Source organism: Rhodococcus sp. 06-221-2, assembly GCF_002258365.1.
GTDB classification, from domain to species: Bacteria; Actinomycetota; Actinomycetes; order Mycobacteriales; family Mycobacteriaceae; genus Rhodococcoides; species Rhodococcoides fascians.
In genome coordinates this window covers 44927-60512 of sequence record NZ_NOYJ01000009.1, presented here as the reverse complement: position 1 = coordinate 60512, position 15586 = coordinate 44927, and the positions used below count along the sequence as shown (strand labels likewise).

The following is a 15586-nucleotide window of genomic DNA, read 5'->3' as shown; positions in this document are numbered from 1 at the left end:
TGCTTGACCTCGAGTTTGGTCGAGGTTCTACGTTGGTGTCATGAGCATGGAGATGACCGCGTGGAACCAGATGTATCGCACGATGAACAGCTCCGGCGCGCAGTCTTCGTTCTCCAAGGAGACTGCGCGTCGGATCCTGTCGTTCGCAGCACCGCATCGACGCGCCCTCGGCGGCTTCCTGGTGCTCAGCGTCGCGCTGGCGGTACTTGCGGTGGCAACTCCGGTGTTGGCCGGGCGGGTGGTCAACGCGATCGTCGACGGGCGAGAGCTACGTGTGGTGGTGCTGTTGGCTCTGGCCATCGCGGTGATCGCCATCGTGGACGCAGGCTTCGGTCTGATCAACCGGTGGCTCTCGTCCAACATCGGTGAGAGTCTGATTCTGGATCTGCGCACCGCAGTGTTCGACCATGTGCAGCGGATGCCGATCGCCTTCTTCACTCGCACCCGAACCGGCGCTCTGGTCAGTCGCCTCAACAACGACGTCATCGGTGCCCAACGCGCATTCAGCACCACGTTGTCCGGAGTCGTCAGCAACGTGGTGACGCTGGCTCTGACGCTGGTGGTGATGATCGGAATCTCGTGGCAGATCACTCTGCTCGCGCTGATCCTGTTGCCGGTGTTCGTCCTGCCTGCACGCCGCATGGGTCGACGCCTCGCACGTCTGCAACGCGAAGCGGCAGCTCATAATTCGGCGATGAGCACCCAGATGACCGAGCGCTTCTCGGCCCCGGGAGCGACACTGGTCAAGCTGTTCGGTCATCCCGACCAGGAATCCGTCGAGTTCGCGGTTCGAGCCGCCCGAGTCCGCGACATCGGGGTTCGGAGCGCGATGGTGCAGACCGTGTTCGTCACGGCGCTCACCCTGGTGTCTGCTCTGGCCCTCGCCGTGGTCTACGGACTCGGCGGCTTCTACGCACTCAGTGGTCGACTGGACCCGGGTTCGGTTGTCGCACTATCCCTTCTGCTGACCAGGCTCTATGCGCCGCTGACCGCACTGGCGAGTGCCCGTGTCGAGGTCATGAGCGCGCTGGTCAGTTTCGAGCGCGTGTTCGAGGTGCTCGATCTCGTTCCTCTGATCGCCGACAAGCCCGACGCGACGGTGCTGCCCCCGGGGCCGGTGGCCGTCGAACTCGACGACGTCAGGTTCGCGTACCCGTCGGCCGACAAGGTGTCGCTCGCGTCCCTGGAGGAGGTCGCAACTCTGGATTCCCGTGGCGGCGAAGAGGTTCTGCACGGTGTGTCGTTCCGGGCCGAACCCGGTCAGATGGTCGCCCTGGTGGGTACCTCGGGTGCGGGCAAGTCCACGATCGCGCAACTGATCGCTCGGTTGTACGACGTCGACAGCGGCGCAGTGCGGCTCGGCGACGTCGACGTGCGGGACCTGACCGCCGAATCCGTCCGCAACACAGTGGGAATGGTGACTCAGGACGGTCATCTGTTCCACGAGAGCATTCGCTCGAATCTGCTGCTGCCACGGCCCGACGCCACCGAGGACGAACTGTGGGATGCGCTGTCGCGGGCCAGGCTCGCCGATCTCGTGCGTTCCCTGCCCGACGGGCTCGAGACAATCGTCGGCGAGCGCGGCTACCGCCTGTCCGGCGGGGAGCGTCAACGCCTGACGATCGCCCGGCTGCTGATCGCGCAGCCGCGGGTGGTGATTCTCGACGAGGCCACGGCCTCACTGGATTCGACGTCCGAGGCCGCCGTGCAGGCAGCGCTGGCCGAGGCGCTCGAGGGCAAGACGTCGGTGGTGATCGCGCACCGGCTCTCGACCATCCGAGCAGCGGACGCCATCCTGGTGATCGAGAACGGACAGGTCATCGAGCGCGGAACACACGACGAGCTCCTCGCAGCGGGCGGCCGCTACGAGGAGCTGCATCGAACACAGTTCGCGCATACCGTGCCAGCGGAGTGAGCTAGGAAAGCCGGGAGCGCAGCCTGCGGAGTGACCTAGGAAGGCCGGGAGCGCAGCCTGCGGAGTGACCTAGGAAGGCCGGGAGCGCAGCCTGCGGAGTGACCTATGACATCGGATCTGGGACCACGGTGGCCGGGTCGTTGTCGGTTGCGGCGGCCAGCATCGGGGTGAATCCGTCGATTGCGTAGTCCAGGGACAGTGGGCTCGAGTAGCCGAGAGCCGACGGTAGGTCGGTGCTGAACGAGCCGATGTAGACGGTGCGGTCCTGCTTCACGACGTCGAGTGCGGCGATCAGCGGGTTTGCCTGCAGTTGTTCGCGGCTCTGTCCGGCGATGACGAGGACGTCGGTGTCGAGTCGGCTGAGGTTTTCGGGGCTGACCGTTTCGCTGGCGTCGGGGATCTCGAAGCCGAGGTCGGTGAAGAACAGTGCTCGGATGTCGTCCTTGCCGAGGACGAAGTAGCTGCCGTCGTCCATGACGAACGCGAGTGTCAGTGCCTTGCCGGCGAACTGAGGGTTGTCGGTCTGGGTGGTCTCGAACTTCTTCTCGAGCTCGGCGGTTCGCTCGTCGGATTCCTGCTTCTTGCCCAGTGCCTCGCCGACCACGGCGAATTCCTGCTGCCACGTGGCCGCGGGGACGTCGTCGTATCCACCGATGTCTGCGATCGTCGGGGCCATCGCCGAAAGTTGGTCGTATTGGCCTTGATCGATGAACGAGTACGGTCCGAGGATCAGGTCGGGTGACTGCGCAGCAATCTGTTCGAGGTTCAGGTCGGTGCTGCCGACCTCGGGGATCTCGGTGCCGCCCAATGCTTCTTGGGCCCACGGGCGTTGGCGGTAGTCGTAACTGAGATTTCCACGGGTGGCGACGGGCTTGACTCCGAGCGCCAGCGCGAAGTCCTGCTCGTTGAATCCGATGGTCACGACGCGGGAGGGTGCGGCGTCGATGACCGTCTCACCGAAGTGGTGCTCGATGGTGACGGGAAAGTTTGCACTGTTCTCGGAGTTACCTGAGGCAGTGGATTCGTCGCTGGACGAACAGCCGACCGCCAGTGCCATGACTGCGGCACCGGCGGCGACTACGTGGACGGTCTTCTTCATGGGGACTCCTCGCGCGTGTATTTGCGAGGTTAGCCTAACCGACCCACGTGCTCATCCAGCACGCACCGGGTCGGACAATACGGTCAGCAGTTGGAAACGGCAGGTACTCCGGCGAACCGCTGATCGATCCATTCCAGAGCCTGCGGCAGGCCGAGTACGGCAGCGGTCAGGTGATCGTTGCTGGGTACCTGGACCTCGGTGACGTTGACCCCGGCCCGGCAGTACCGGGCGATCGTGTTGTCGATCGAGCTGACCGGGATGAGCGCATCGGTGGGACTGTGCCACTCGAAGTACGGAGCTTTCGGCACACCGGGGTACATCTCGACGCTGTTCTCGTTGACGGCCGCGATCATCTCCGGGCTGTTCATCAGGTCCAACGTGCCCGCGACCTCCATCGCGCTCTTACCGGCTCCGGCGGCGATGATGTCGTTGGTGCATCCGTTCTGGATCTCGCTTTCGATCTGCTTGCCCAACGGGTTCAACTGGGAGCTGATCGGAATGCGAGTGGGGTACTCGCGCTCGAGGCCGAGCGCAGCGGCGAAGGCGAGACCGAACACCGGGTGGGGTGCGAAACCGAGATCGCGAGCCATGCGCTCGAGGTTCATCGGAGCACCGCCCGCGGCGCTGCCGACGATGTTCAGCTCGGGCGCGTAGTCGTTCTGCAACGCTGCTGCCCACGCCGTCGCCATGCCGCCGCCGGAGTATCCGGCCAAGGCAACCGGGCTCTGCCGCAGCTGCAGCGGATCGAAACGCTGGGTGGCGCGGATGCTGTCGAGAACGATCTGTCCGCCGAGCTTGGCTGCACCGTAGGCACTGTTGGGGCCGAGGTGATCGGCGATGACAACCGTCCAGCCACGCTGCAGAACGGCGTTCAGTGCGGGTGCCTCGCGGATCGCCAGATTGGGATCGTTGGACCAGAGCGCTTGTGACGGTGCACATTCGAGACCGAGTGCGTTGATGATGTGTTGGTAAGACAGCACCGGCCCGTTGGGGGCTTTGTTGCGGGGGACCAGCACGGTGTTGATCGCCGCGATAGGATTACCCGCCGAATTCGTGGAACGGAACTTCAGCTGCCACACGTCGACGTCGAAGAAGCCGGGAGGTGGCGGCATCGGCCGGCTGGAGATCACGTCCCCCGGTGCCATAGCGGCGAGGTCGGCGGGCGGAGCATAGAAACCGTCCGATATCGGCGTCGGAAACAAGGGCGCCGCAGCGGCCTGACCTGGGCCGACAAGCGTCGAACAGAGAACGGCAACCGCCGTTATGCTGACAGCGCCTGCCAATTTGAGAACCCGCATCTGGTAAACCCCTCCATGCCTGAATCGAAACGGCGCGCGTCTCGACGATTCGGCAAGCCCCCGTAGAGCTGGCCCGCAACTCGATATAGCTATTGATCTGTGACTCGTTACGCTCCCCGGGCGACGATGAGCGCAACGGTACGCACCCGGTGATTCTATGGCAACCGAAGAACGGTTTTTCTGCCGGTTTCTGGGATTCGACAAAATTCGCCGCTGAAATACCGGCGTGGGCTACTCGGGAACGACGTCCGTCGGCGACTTGTCCGGTCGCAATCCGCGCCAGCTCGGGTGGCGAAGATGGCCGGATTCTGTCGCCTCGTAGTACCGCACTTCTCCGACGAGAACCGGTTCCACCCAAACGGCACCGCGCCTGTCGGCCGTCGGAAGCGTCGTGGAGAAAGGACTCTCCGACGTTTCCAGCGGAGCCAGCGCTGCGGCCAGTGAATCGAGCGCGCGATCGTCGAAACCGGTGCCGACGCGACCGACGTAGCGAAGGCCGTCGCCGTCGGGGATCCCCATCAACAGTGATCCGAATCCGCCGGAACGACGTCCTTGGCCGCGTCGCCAACCGCCGATCACGACTTCTTGCGTGCGCCAGTTCTTGTACTTGATCCAGGTGTGGGCGCGCTTGCCCGGCTGGTAGATCGAATCGGTGCGCTTGGCGACGACTCCCTCCCACCCCCGTTCCCGGCTCTCGGCGATGGCGTCGGCAGCCGAACCCGTCAGCAACGGCGGCACCAGAACCGAGTCGAGGCCGGTGGTGAGCAGTTCCAACAATCGTCTCCGGTCGGAGTACTTCTTGCGCACGAGGGAAGTGCCGTCGAGATGGAGCAGGTCGAAGGCGATGAACCGGATGTCGTCGCGGGCGGCGTTCTGTAGCTTCTCGAAGCTGCTGATGCCGTTGCTGTCGAAGACGACCACTTCACCGTCGATGACGGCGTCGTGATCGGCCAGGTCCTCCGCGAGAGACCGGATGGCTCCGAACTTCTCGGTGTAGTCGTTTCCGCTTCGGGTGCGCAGGGACATCGAACCGTGAGTAAATTCCGCGACGATGCGGAAGCCGTCCCATTTACCCTCGAACGACCACTCGTCCTCGGGTAGATCGAGTATGTCGCCCGCGGTTGCAAGCATCGGTGAGATGTTCTTCAGCACCGGCTTGTCCGTCGGCGGGCTGTCCTTTTTTGTCGAGTGCTCTCCGGGTTGGTCCTTCATCAGGTGCATGAGCCACTGGTTGCCCTTGGTGCGGATGAGGGCGAACCTGCCGCGTGCTTTGGCTCCGTGCAGAACGACGATGACTTCGTCGTCCCTCCACTTCTCGAGCTCGTAGGTTCCGCTGTCCCAGATCGAGACGTCACCACCGCCGTACTCGCCCTTGGGGATTCGTCCGGCGAACGTCGCATATTCCAGCGGGTGGTCCTCTGTGTGGACGGCCAGACGGTTCTGCCCGGTCTCGACCGGGATGTTCTTGGGCACGGCCCACGACACCAGGACTCCGTCGTGTTCGAGTCTGAAGTCGTAGTGCAGGCGTCGGGCATGATGTTCCTGAATCACGAACGTATCGTCGTTACCCTGGGGCTCGGCGGTTTTCGGGATGGGCTCCGGAGTTCGGTCCGCGCTACGCATGCTGCGGTACTTGCCGAGCTTGTCCGTGCCGGAGGTGTCGTGTTCGTCCGCTGCCGGTTTCGGGTCGAGATCGGCGAGTAGGTCGCCGGTGTCGTGGAATCGTTCCAGAACCTCCTCGAATCGAAGTTGTTGCAGCCCTGGTGATTCGAGCTCCTTCCAGGTTCGGGGGGCCGCGACGGTGGGTAGGGAACGGCCCCGAAGTGAGTACGGCGCAACGGTTGTCTTCTTTCCGTTGTTCTGACTCCAGTCGACGAACACTCGACCCGTGCGTTTCGCTTTCGCCATCGTGGCGGTCACCCGATCCGGTGACCGTTCTTCGAGCAGGGTGGCGACGCGTTTGGCGACGGTGGATGCGCCGGACGTCGACAGCGGTTTGTCCAGCGGTACGTACAGGTGAATTCCCTTGCTGCCGCTGGTGACCGGGTGCGCGGTCATGCCGATGTCTGCAATGAGGTCACGTATTTCGCAGGCCACCTCAGCGCATCGGGCGAGGTCGACGTCGTCGCCGGGGTCGAGGTCGAAGACCATGCGGGTGGCAGGGCCGGGTTCGGTGCCGTCGAAACGCCATTGCGGCACGTGCGCTTCGATGGCCGCCTGCTGCCCGAGCCACACCAGATCCGCTGCGGTGGAGAACAACGGGTAGGTGACGACTCGGTCGGAGTGCTGCATGGATCGGCGGTCGAGCCAGTCGGGTGCGGATGCGGCGAGATTCTTCTCGAAGAACGAGGATTGTTCGACGCCGTTCGGCCACCGCTTGCGGGTCACGGCGCGTCCTGCGACGTGCGGCAGCATCGCCGGGGCGATGGCAGCGTAGTACTCGATGATGTCGCTTTTGGTGGTGCTGGTTTCTGGGAACAGCACCTTGTCGAGGTTGGTGACGGAGACCTTTCGGCCTTCGATCTCGAGCGTGGCCATCGTCTCAGGTTAGTGCTCGCCGTCTGAACCTGCGACCAAGTTGTGACAGGCTCGAATGCATGGCAACGATCAGTGTCTCGGTACAGATGCCCGAGAACCCTCAGGGCGCGTGGGACAAGGCTTCCGCCCTCGAGCGGTTCGACGAGTGGATGACCATCCACGGTGGTTGGTGCAGTCCGCCGCCGAACAAGGTCGGCAAGGGCACGAAGGTCGAGTCGCTGGTGAAGGTGAAGGGTTTCAAGAACACGATCAACTGGGAGTTCACCGAGTACGAGGAGCCGAAGCTGATCGAGATGTCGGGCCGCGGCAAAGGTGGAGTGAGGATCTCGCTGACCGTCCACGTGCGTGAGGCCGAGGGCGGTTCGGAGCTGACGCTCGACGCGAAATTCGGTGGGGGCGTGCTGTTCGGTCCGGTGGGTTCGGTGGTCGCCCGTGCACTCGATACCGATGTGAAGCAGTCGGTGGCGAACCTTGCTGCATTGAAGTGACGGCATCTCGGGATTCCTGAAGTAGCTGTCGGACAATCTCTTCCAGCCCCGCACCGTGTTCTCGGTGCGGGGCTGGTGTGCGTTCGAGGGGCCTATGCGATGTGGGGGCCTGCTCGGGCGTGGGATTGTCTCGGTTGTCGGTACGGGTCGACGGATGCCGGGGGTACGAACCAGGGGTGTTGATCGGTGCCGATGAATACTTCCCAATCGGAGTGGTGGATGAGTCGGTGGTGGAATCCGCACAGGAGGACGAGGTTGTTCATGTCGGTGGGTCCGCCGTCGGTCCAGTGCCAGATGTGGTGACCTTCGGTCCAGGCGGCGGGTCTTCCGCAGCCGGGGAACGCGCAGCCGTGATCGCGGGCGGTCAATGCTCGTTTCTGTTTCGCGGTGACGGTGCGCGCGGTGCGGGCGAGGTTGAGTGGGTTGCCGTTCTCGTCCATGACGATGGCGGTGAGAAGACAATCGCAGGCGAGTTGGCGGGACGTCTCGCGGGAGAGCGGGCCCATCCACGGCAGCCACCCGACCGACGTGCCGTCTCCGAACAGGTCCCGATACGCACCGCGATCCTGGCTCGGTCCGACAGCGCTGTCGGTCTCGAGTTCATCCGCCGCGTCCGACTCGGTCGGGTCGGAGTGTATTGGGTCGGTGTGGATCGGGTTGCCGGCGTCGATGTCCACCGGGTTGGCTGGATCGGCGTTGTCGGATTCTGCTGCAGCGCGGGTGGTTTCGTCATCGGTGATGTCGTCGGTGTTCTGACCGCTCAGGCTGTGGAGGTCCTGCAACCGGATGTGCAGGTTGATGTGGGGTCTTTCGCCGCCTTCGGTGGGGCGATCCTTCGAGGCGAGGTAGTGGTCGAGGATGTGTCCGAAGGCGTCGGCGCGTCGCCTCGCAGGACTGCGTTCGTCGGGGGTGCCGTCGGCTGCGGGCCGAGGTTTGGTCAACGGCGAAAGCGCGGTGAGCAGCTTTTCTCCGGTGATCGCATCGAAATCCATCTTCGCCACGAGACGTCCGTTGAGGGTTTTCGAGGCGAAGAGTTCGTTGCGGTCGGTGTCCTCAGGGGGCGGCTTGTCGCTGCCGTAGGTGTCTTCGAGTTTGGTGATCGCTTCACGGATCTTGTCGGTGCGTGCCCCAGGCCCGGTTGCGGCGGTGATCATGGCTTTGCGGGCGATGTCGCGACCCTCTTGCGGGAGGTTCTTCGGGGGTGTTTCGGCGAAGGTGAGAATCAGGGCGGCGTGGTCGACGGACATGACGCCGGTGTTGACGGCGTCGGCGATGTCGGGGAAGTTCTTCAACCCGCGAGCGAGGGCCACGATCTTGTTCGCTTTGCTCGGGGTGAGGAGGGTGGTGGAGGTCAGCCAGCCTGCGGGTCCGGGGAAGCCGAGTTTCTCCCGGCTCACGCGGGTGTCGATGTCGGCGACGAGAGCGATGCGCCGTGCTTCGAGCAGTTGGATCTGGTGGGAGACATCAGCGGCGTCGGCGAGGAGTTCGCTTTCGCTCAGTTGCCAGATCTCCGTTGTCATGGAGATAAGTGTATCGAACGGGTGTTCGATGCGCAATGATGGTGCAATCGAAAACTATTGCCGTGCAAAAGGATTCGGGATACGGAACCTGTCGGTGGCCCGTGATATGGCCGCAACGTCAGTCGAGTGAGGATCGCCCGGGACCGCTGAACTCGAACGGGGCGGCGCGCAGTGGCTTCGATGTAGGGGTCGGACTGCAATGCACGAGATGTAGAGCAGACCTCTACTGCTGGCGTGTCTTTCGCAACCACCACAGTCCTGCGATGGGCAGCACGACCGGGATGAAGACGTAACCGGATCCGAAGTGCGACCACACTGTCGGCTCCGGGAAGTCCTGGGGCTGGATGTAGCTGAGGGTGCCGATGCCGAGGACTCCGACGAGTTCGATGATGCAGGAGACCGTCACCACTCGTCGTGATGCCTCGGTTGCTCGTGCCAGGCCGACCGTCGCGATGATGTAGACCACGGCTGCGAATGCCGAGAGCAGGTACGCGACCGGGGCGTTGTCGAATCGGGTGGTGACTTGCACGATCGATCGAGATGTCGCGGCAACGGCGAACACGGCGTAGACGGCGATGAGGAAGCGTCCGAATCCGGTGCGGGTTGCTTGCTGGAGTTTGTCAGGCATATCCGGCCCAAATCTGGCTCAGTCGCAACACCATGGCTGCGAGGGTGAGGACGGCTACGAGGAGCACTGCGGTGCCGCCACGGGAACGGTCGCCCAGAGACCACCACGTTCCGAGTGGGAGCAGGAACAGCAGTCCGACGAGGTACGACCCGAACGTGAGCCGGTGAATGTCGCGATCGGAGGCGAACATCATCACGAACCCGATCACGGCCTGCAGTGCAACGACGCCTTCGGTAGCCGCGATCGTCCAGAACAGCGCGCGGTCGGCCTTGTTCTTCAACAGAACGGGCCTGTTCGTGGCGAGCTTCACGAGCACCCAGATCCCCACTACCAGGGACAACACGTACAACAAGCCGGTGACGGCGCCGATCATCGAGTTCCTCGTCATGCTGCGGTGGGTGGATGGACTTCCCTTCACAGTAACCGCGTAACACCACGTCAACACTGTGAGGCCCTTGAAACACGACGTTGTTCCGAGCGTGACCAATCGGAAATCGACGAGGCCTGTACTTGTTCCATGGCCGCAGAGGATCTGCCCTCTCGCCGGACATGACGGTTTTCTCGGGTGGACATCGGTGTCCACCGCATCCAGCCCGCTCTGCGAACCTCAGGAGACGCACGTGTCAGATCTCGACCAGTCCATCGCCGAGAACATCAAGAAGTCCCTCGAGGAGATTCCGCATCCCTCACTTCCCAAGGGCAGCAACATCTACGGGTCCACCAAGATCTTCCCCGACTACAAGGCGGAGAACGGCGAAAGCTACTTCACGCTGGTGCACGGCATCGCCCACGAGTCGTCGGTATCGTTCGTCGCGGTGCTGCAGGCCACCCGCGCTCTACGCAAGGGTTTCGAGTCGGCGATGTACTTCTACGGACCCGGTGCCATCAATTGCCTTGCCACACGCGGTTTCCCGACCACCGGAGACTCGGGCTTCCCGGGTGAACAGAACATCAACGACTCCCTCGCGACGTTCATCGCCGAGGGCGGCACCGTGTTCTGCTGCCGCTTCGGACTGGCCCTGCACGGGGGTCGTGAAGAAGACCTCATCGAGGGCGTCATCCCGGCCCACCCCCTGGACGTGCAGGACGCATTGATCCATTACGCGCGCAAGGGTGCCATCATCAATTCGACCTACATGGTCTAGGGGACGGTTATGTCCATCTCTACACGTGTGGATCTGGCGTTGCTCGGGATTCGAGGAGCAACGCCGGTGTCCAGAACTGCCGGTGCCGGCCCGAGTGACGATGGACATGTCCGCATCGATGGTCTCGGCGCAGCAATCCCGCGCAACCCGCTCAGTCCGTACGTACTCGAAGAAGGGCGAGTTCTGTTCGACGGCAACGACATCGGCCTCGATGTTCAGGCCGTCGATCGCCCGAAGTTCTACGACCTCTCCACCGCCGACGGCGTCGCCTACGAGAAGATCGCCAAGCTGCACGGCACCAGTGTTCTGGCCACGACCGTGGTCCAGACGTGCATTCGCTACGACGCCGATCAACGGTGCCGCTTCTGTTCCATCGAAGCGTCTCTGGACGCGGGCGACACCATCGCTGTCAAGACGCCCGCGCAACTTGCGGAGGTGGCGGAGGCCGCTGTCCGGCTGGACGGGGTGACGCAGATGGTCATGACGACGGGCACTTCGGCCGCGAAGGATCGCGGTGCCCGTCATCTGGCCCGGTGCGTACGTGCCATCAAGGCCGTGGTCCCGGAACTGCCGATCCAGGTGCAGTGCGAACCTCCGGGTGACCTGCAGACCATCCAGGACCTGTACGACGCCGGAGCCGAGTCCATCGGTATTCACGTCGAATCGCTCGACGACGACGTGCGCCGCCGATGGATGCCGGGCAAGGCATCGGTCTCGATGGACGAGTACCGCGCGGCATGGAAAGAAGCGGTCCGGGTTTTCGGGCGCAACCAGGTTTCGACGTACATACTGGTCGGTCTCGGCGAGGATCCCGACGAATTGGTCTCGGGTGCAGCGGAACTGATCGAGATGGGTGTGTATCCCTTCGTCGTTCCGTTTCGGCCGCTCGCAGGCACGTTGGCGGTGGATGTCGACCGGGCGACGGCTCCCGCTGCCGACGTCCTCGAAAGCGTCACCCGACGCGTCGCCAAGGAACTTCAGGCAGCGGCGATGCTCGGGTCCGATCAGAAAGCAGGCTGCGCGGCCTGCGGTGCGTGCAGCGTTCTGCAGAACGCGGGAGGGTGATATGTACGGCGTCGTGGGGGGTAACGATCTCGCCGGATTGTCCGGTGCTGCAATCACTGTCGTGCAACCGGAGTTCATCGTTCAGCCGTGCACCGGTACAGCAGAACTGAACGCGTATCGGGCACTGCGGAGAGAGACGTTCGTCGCCGAACAGGGCTTGTTCGCCGGCACCGATCACGACGACGTCGACGACGATCCTCGCTGCGTCGTTCTCGTGGCCACCGGCCGAGACGGCACCGTGCTCGGTGGGGTGCGCCTGGCACCCTGCACGGCAACGGATCTGGGGTGGTGGGCCGGCAGTCGCCTGGTGGTCACCACCTCTGCGCGCACTTCCGGTGTGGGCCCAGCGCTGGTGGGTGCGGCCTGTGCTCATGCCGAAAGTCGCGGCGTGCTGCGCTTCGACGCGACGGTGCAGAAGCGCAACGAGACACTGTTCACCCGTCTCGGCTGGATCAGGCGTGGAGACGTCGAGGTGGCGAATACTCCACACGTGGCGATGTATTGGCCGATCGACAGGATCGAACGGCTGGTGTCGTCGACCAAGGCGATGCTCGCCGTCGTCCTCGCGCCACTGAAGGCGCAGCCACTCGGGCTCGGTGCCAAAGGATTTCGAGGTGACGACGGTGTCCCGGTTCCCGGGAGCGACATGATCGCCGCCTGCGATGCGATCATCCCCTCGATGGTCGACCGCGACCCGGAGTGGGCCGGCTGGTGCGCGGCCCTGGTCAACCTCAACGACCTGTCGGCGATGGGTGCCTACGCAGTCGGCATGCTCGACTCCGTCGGAGCACCGACGCAATCTCGACTGACCCGCATCATCCGCGGCCTCGCCAATGCGTCTGCGGCCTGGCAGGTTCCGGTACTCGGTGGCCACACTCAGGCCGGGGTGCCGTCGTCGCTGTCGGTCACCGCTCTGGGGCGCACGACGAACCCGGTACGGGCCGGCGGGGGAAGCGTCGGCGATCGGTTGACACTGACGGCGGACGTCGAGGGTGGCTGGCGTCGTGGGTATCAGGGCCAGCAATGGGATTCGACGTCACGGCGCAACTCCGCCGAACTGACGACCATGGCATCGTTCGTCGCCCGTACCGCGCCCAAGGCCGCCAAGGACGTCTCGATGGCGGGACTGGCCGGGACCACCGGGATGCTAGCCGAGGCAAGCGGAACCGGTGCGGTATTGGACATCTCCTCGATTCCGAAGCCCGACTCGGCGTCGATGGGCGAATGGATCACGTGTTTTCCCGGGTTCGCGATGATCACCGCGGACCGTCCCGGTGCACCGACTGCACCGTCCGGACCTGCACTGTCCGCAGAATGCGGAGAGCTCACCGATACTCCGGGCGTCGCCTTGCGATGGCCCGACGGAATCACCACGCGCGCGGTCACTTCGACAGTGACCGGATTGGGAGAAGCATGAACGACATCACGATCTCCGTGGCCGCAGCCGAGTTCGGCCGCGACATGGAACAGGGTTACGCCACCATCGCCGCCCTGCTCGAGGAATCGCGTAATCGCGGTAGCCAACTCTTGGTGCTGCCGGAAGCGTGCCTGGGTGGATACCTCCCGAGCCTCGGTGGCGGCGACGAGACCGAAGAAGCGAGACAGCGTCGACTGAAGGCACTACCGCCGGCTCTGGAACTGGACGGTCCCGAGATCAAACGGGTCGTCGACATGGCAGGCGATACCGTCGTCACGTTCGGATTCTGCGAGAAAGACGGCGATACCCGCTACAACGCTGCAGTGACGGTCGACGGCAGCGGCATCCTCGGGTCGTATCGCAAGGTGCACCAGCCACTCGGCGAAAACCTCTGTTACGCAGCGGGAGAGAGCTACTCCGCCTTCGACACTCCGGTCGGCCGGATGGGCATGCAGATCTGCTACGACAAGGGATTCCCCGAGGCGGCTCGCGAACTCGCGCTCGACGGAGCCGAGATCGTCGCGTCCATCTCCGCGTGGCCGACGGCACGTACCGCGACGACCCCGAACATGGAAGAAGATCGGTGGAAGCAACGCTTCGACATCTATGACCGCGCTCGTGCACTGGAGAATCAGATCATCTGGGTCGCAGCGAATCAGGCCGGCACGTTCGGGTCTCTGAGGTTCGTCTGCAGCGCCAAGATCGTCGGGCCCGGCGGTGAGATCCTCGCGGGCACAGGCGTCGAGCCGGGTTTGGCCACAGCCACCGTCGATGTCGAGGCGCTTATCGGCGCGGCACGTGGCGGTGGCATGTACAACCTGCGCGACCGACGGCCCTCGGTCTATCGCACCATCACCAAGGAGACCGTTCATGCCTGAGATGTCGTTCGTGGTGCGGTGGCCCGACGGACGCGAACAGTCCTGCTACTCGCCCTCTTTGGTGATGCACGACTATCTGAGCCCCGGGCAGGAATACCCGGTGGCCGAGTTCGTTCAGCGAACGTCCGAGGCGCTGACCGTGGCGAGCGATCGAGTTCTCGCCAAACTCGGGATGCGGTGCACGTCGGCCGCGCAGCAGATGGAAGAGATTCACGGTGTCAGCGCGTCGTATCGGGCCGGTGCCGTTCGCGTACTGAGCATGTCGGGAGCTGAATTGCTATGACAGAGAACCACAGTGCAACAGAAAACTACTCGGTGATCGTCATCGGCGGCGGGCAGGCCGGACTGTCCATCAGTTGGCATCTGACGCAGCGAGGCATCGACCACGTCGTCCTCGAACGCGACACCATCGCGCACGAATGGAAAGACTCGCGCTGGGACAACTTCACCCTCGTCACCCCCAACTGGCAGTGTGCGCTCCCCGGATACTCCTACGACGGTGACGATCCCGACGGGTTCATGCAGCGTGACGAGGTCTACGCCTTCGTTCGACGCTACGCCGAGAGCTTCGATGCACCGGTCCGAGAGTATGTTTCGGTGAATCAGGCCTTGCAATCCGCGGCAGGCGGCTTCGACCTACAGACCTCCGCCGGCCCCATGCACGCCGATCAGATCGTCGTTGCCGTCGGCGGCTACCACATCCCGACCATTCCCCGCTTCGCCGAGAAGCTGCCCCGCGACATCGTCCAGATCCACTCGTCCGAATACCGCGGCTCGCACCAGTTCCCGAACGGCGACGTACTGGTCGTCGGCACCGGCCAATCCGGAGCGCAGATCGCCGAGGATCTGCACCTCGACGGCCGCCGGGTTCATCTGGTCGCCGGCACCGCACCTCGCGTCGCACGCTTCTATCGGGGGCGAGACTGTGTCGCCTGGCTGCACGACATGGGCGTCTACGATGTCTCCATCGAAGATCAACCCGGTGGCGTCGGCAAACGCGAGAACACGAACCACTACGTCACCGGCCGTGACGGTGGTCGAGACATCGACCTGCGCGCGTTCGCGACCGAGGGCATGCAGCTGTACGGCCGTCTGCTGGGCGTGGAGGACGGCGTCCTGCAGTTCGCCCCGACCCTCGAAGCGTCGATCGACGCTGCCGATCGGGTGGCCGAGAGCATCAAGGACAACATCGACGCATACATCGAGCGCGAGGGCATCACTGCCCCCACCGAGGACCGCTACGTGCCGGTGTGGCGTCCGGAGTCCGAGACGACCGAACTCGATCTCGCCACCACCGACATCACCGCGGTTGTCTGGTCGGTCGGCTTCCGCACCGACTACCGATGGCTGAAGGTCGGGGCGTTCGACGGCGAGGGCCACCCGACGCACAACCGCGGCGTCACATCGGTTCCCGGCCTGTACTTCCTGGGCCTGCCCTGGCAGCACACCTGGGGTTCGGGACGCTTCGCCTCGGTGGCCCGCGACGCCGCATTCCTGGCCGATCAAATCGGCCTCGAAATCAGTGCTGCGCAGTCCCGAAACTCGACGCAGTCCCGAAACCCAGCACAGCCGCAGAGCCAGATGGTCTGATTTCG

At 64.0% G+C, this 15586-nt stretch carries 14 protein-coding genes; 8 read left to right on the top strand and 6 right to left on the bottom strand.

From position 1 onward, the window contains the following. Nucleotides 1–40: 40 nt before the first annotated feature. A complete protein-coding gene (locus CH281_RS05010) occupies nucleotides 41–1915 on the top strand; it encodes an ABC transporter ATP-binding protein (RefSeq protein WP_027495230.1) in 1875 nt (624 codons plus the stop codon). A 103-nt stretch (nucleotides 1916–2018) separates the two neighbouring features. Here CH281_RS05010 and CH281_RS05005 read toward each other — a convergent pair whose 3' ends face one another. The 3 genes from CH281_RS05005 to CH281_RS04995 form a co-directional block, all read right to left on the bottom strand. Beyond that, entirely contained in the window at nucleotides 2019–3014 is a 996-nt protein-coding gene (locus CH281_RS05005) for an ABC transporter substrate-binding protein (protein ID WP_094693214.1), read from the bottom strand. Between the two features lie 83 nt (nucleotides 3015–3097). Beyond that, nucleotides 3098–4312 carry a lipase family protein gene (locus tag CH281_RS05000; protein ID WP_027495232.1) on the bottom strand — a complete coding sequence of 405 codons (1215 nt, stop codon included), beginning with the start codon at nucleotides 4310–4312 and terminating at the stop codon, nucleotides 3098–3100. A gap of 231 nt (nucleotides 4313–4543) precedes the next feature. Beyond that, nucleotides 4544–6850, bottom strand: a complete 2307-nt coding sequence (locus CH281_RS04995) for an ATP-dependent DNA ligase (protein WP_094693212.1) — start codon at nucleotides 6848–6850, stop codon at nucleotides 4544–4546. Between the two features lie 59 nt (nucleotides 6851–6909). Here CH281_RS04995 and CH281_RS04990 point away from each other — a divergent pair, with 59 nt between their 5' ends. After that, a complete protein-coding gene (locus CH281_RS04990; protein ID WP_032372543.1) occupies nucleotides 6910–7338 on the top strand; it encodes a type II toxin-antitoxin system Rv0910 family toxin in 429 nt (142 codons plus the stop codon). 92 nt (nucleotides 7339–7430) lie between these two features. Here CH281_RS04990 and CH281_RS04985 read toward each other — a convergent pair whose 3' ends face one another. The 3 genes from CH281_RS04985 to CH281_RS04975 all read right to left on the bottom strand — a co-directional run bounded on the left by CH281_RS04985 (nucleotide 7431) and on the right by CH281_RS04975 (nucleotide 9874). Beyond that, the gene (locus CH281_RS04985; protein WP_094693210.1) at nucleotides 7431–8858 is read right to left on the bottom strand and encodes an HNH endonuclease signature motif containing protein; all 1428 of its coding nucleotides are present in this window, start codon (nucleotides 8856–8858) and stop codon (nucleotides 7431–7433) included. Nucleotides 8859–9081: 223 nt separating this feature from the next. Beyond that, on the bottom strand, nucleotides 9082–9486 hold the full coding sequence (locus CH281_RS04980) for a hypothetical protein (protein WP_094693208.1): 405 nt from the start codon (nucleotides 9484–9486) through the stop codon (nucleotides 9082–9084). Further along, nucleotides 9479–9874 carry a hypothetical protein gene (locus CH281_RS04975; protein WP_230074147.1) on the bottom strand — a complete coding sequence of 132 codons (396 nt, stop codon included), beginning with the start codon at nucleotides 9872–9874 and terminating at the stop codon, nucleotides 9479–9481. The genes CH281_RS04980 and CH281_RS04975 overlap by 8 nt, the downstream gene beginning before the upstream one ends. Before the next feature lie 232 nt (nucleotides 9875–10106). Between CH281_RS04975 and CH281_RS04970 the strand changes: the two genes are divergently transcribed. From CH281_RS04970 to CH281_RS04945, 6 genes are read left to right on the top strand one after another with little or no spacing between them, the layout of a single operon-like run. Further along, on the top strand, nucleotides 10107–10631 hold the full coding sequence (locus CH281_RS04970; RefSeq protein ID WP_027495238.1) for an MSMEG_0572/Sll0783 family nitrogen starvation response protein: 525 nt from the start codon (nucleotides 10107–10109) through the stop codon (nucleotides 10629–10631). A gap of 9 nt (nucleotides 10632–10640) precedes the next feature. Beyond that, nucleotides 10641–11696, top strand: coding sequence for an MSMEG_0568 family radical SAM protein (locus CH281_RS04965; RefSeq protein ID WP_032369567.1), 1056 nt, complete (start codon nucleotides 10641–10643; stop codon nucleotides 11694–11696). A 1-nt stretch (nucleotide 11697) separates the two neighbouring features. Further along, nucleotides 11698–13113, top strand: coding sequence for an MSMEG_0567/sll0787 family protein (locus CH281_RS04960; RefSeq protein WP_094693206.1), 1416 nt, complete (start codon nucleotides 11698–11700; stop codon nucleotides 13111–13113). Further along, entirely contained in the window at nucleotides 13110–13991 is an 882-nt protein-coding gene (locus CH281_RS04955; RefSeq protein ID WP_094693204.1) for a carbon-nitrogen hydrolase family protein, read from the top strand. The genes CH281_RS04960 and CH281_RS04955 overlap by 4 nt, the downstream gene beginning before the upstream one ends. Then, a complete protein-coding gene (locus tag CH281_RS04950; protein WP_094693202.1) occupies nucleotides 13984–14274 on the top strand; it encodes an MSMEG_0570 family nitrogen starvation response protein in 291 nt (96 codons plus the stop codon). Before CH281_RS04955 ends, CH281_RS04950 begins: the two co-directional genes overlap by 8 nt. Next, nucleotides 14271–15581: an MSMEG_0569 family flavin-dependent oxidoreductase gene (locus tag CH281_RS04945; protein WP_094693200.1), complete on the top strand. Its 1311-nt coding sequence runs from the start codon at nucleotides 14271–14273 to the stop codon at nucleotides 15579–15581. The genes CH281_RS04950 and CH281_RS04945 overlap by 4 nt, the downstream gene beginning before the upstream one ends. Nucleotides 15582–15586 lie beyond the last annotated feature (5 nt).

Excerpts from the sequence above, each read along its gene's own strand:
- CH281_RS05010 (WP_027495230.1), top strand. The coding sequence starts at position 41 with ATGAGCATGGAGATGACCGCGTGGAACCAGATGTATCGCACGATGAAC.
- CH281_RS05005 (WP_094693214.1), bottom strand. The coding sequence starts at position 3,014 with ATGAAGAAGACCGTCCACGTAGTCGCCGCCGGTGCCGCAGTCATGGCA.
- CH281_RS05000 (WP_027495232.1), bottom strand. The coding sequence starts at position 4,312 with ATGCGGGTTCTCAAATTGGCAGGCGCTGTCAGCATAACGGCGGTTGCC.
- CH281_RS04995 (WP_094693212.1), bottom strand. The coding sequence starts at position 6,850 with ATGGCCACGCTCGAGATCGAAGGCCGAAAGGTCTCCGTCACCAACCTC.
- CH281_RS04990 (WP_032372543.1), top strand. The coding sequence starts at position 6,910 with ATGGCAACGATCAGTGTCTCGGTACAGATGCCCGAGAACCCTCAGGGC.
- CH281_RS04985 (WP_094693210.1), bottom strand. The coding sequence starts at position 8,858 with ATGACAACGGAGATCTGGCAACTGAGCGAAAGCGAACTCCTCGCCGAC.
- CH281_RS04980 (WP_094693208.1), bottom strand. The coding sequence starts at position 9,486 with ATGCCTGACAAACTCCAGCAAGCAACCCGCACCGGATTCGGACGCTTC.
- CH281_RS04975 (WP_230074147.1), bottom strand. The coding sequence starts at position 9,874 with ATGACGAGGAACTCGATGATCGGCGCCGTCACCGGCTTGTTGTACGTG.
- CH281_RS04965 (WP_032369567.1), top strand. The coding sequence starts at position 10,641 with ATGTCCATCTCTACACGTGTGGATCTGGCGTTGCTCGGGATTCGAGGA.
- CH281_RS04960 (WP_094693206.1), top strand. The coding sequence starts at position 11,698 with ATGTACGGCGTCGTGGGGGGTAACGATCTCGCCGGATTGTCCGGTGCT.
- CH281_RS04955 (WP_094693204.1), top strand. The coding sequence starts at position 13,110 with ATGAACGACATCACGATCTCCGTGGCCGCAGCCGAGTTCGGCCGCGAC.
- CH281_RS04950 (WP_094693202.1), top strand. The coding sequence starts at position 13,984 with ATGCCTGAGATGTCGTTCGTGGTGCGGTGGCCCGACGGACGCGAACAG.
- CH281_RS04945 (WP_094693200.1), top strand. The coding sequence starts at position 14,271 with ATGACAGAGAACCACAGTGCAACAGAAAACTACTCGGTGATCGTCATC.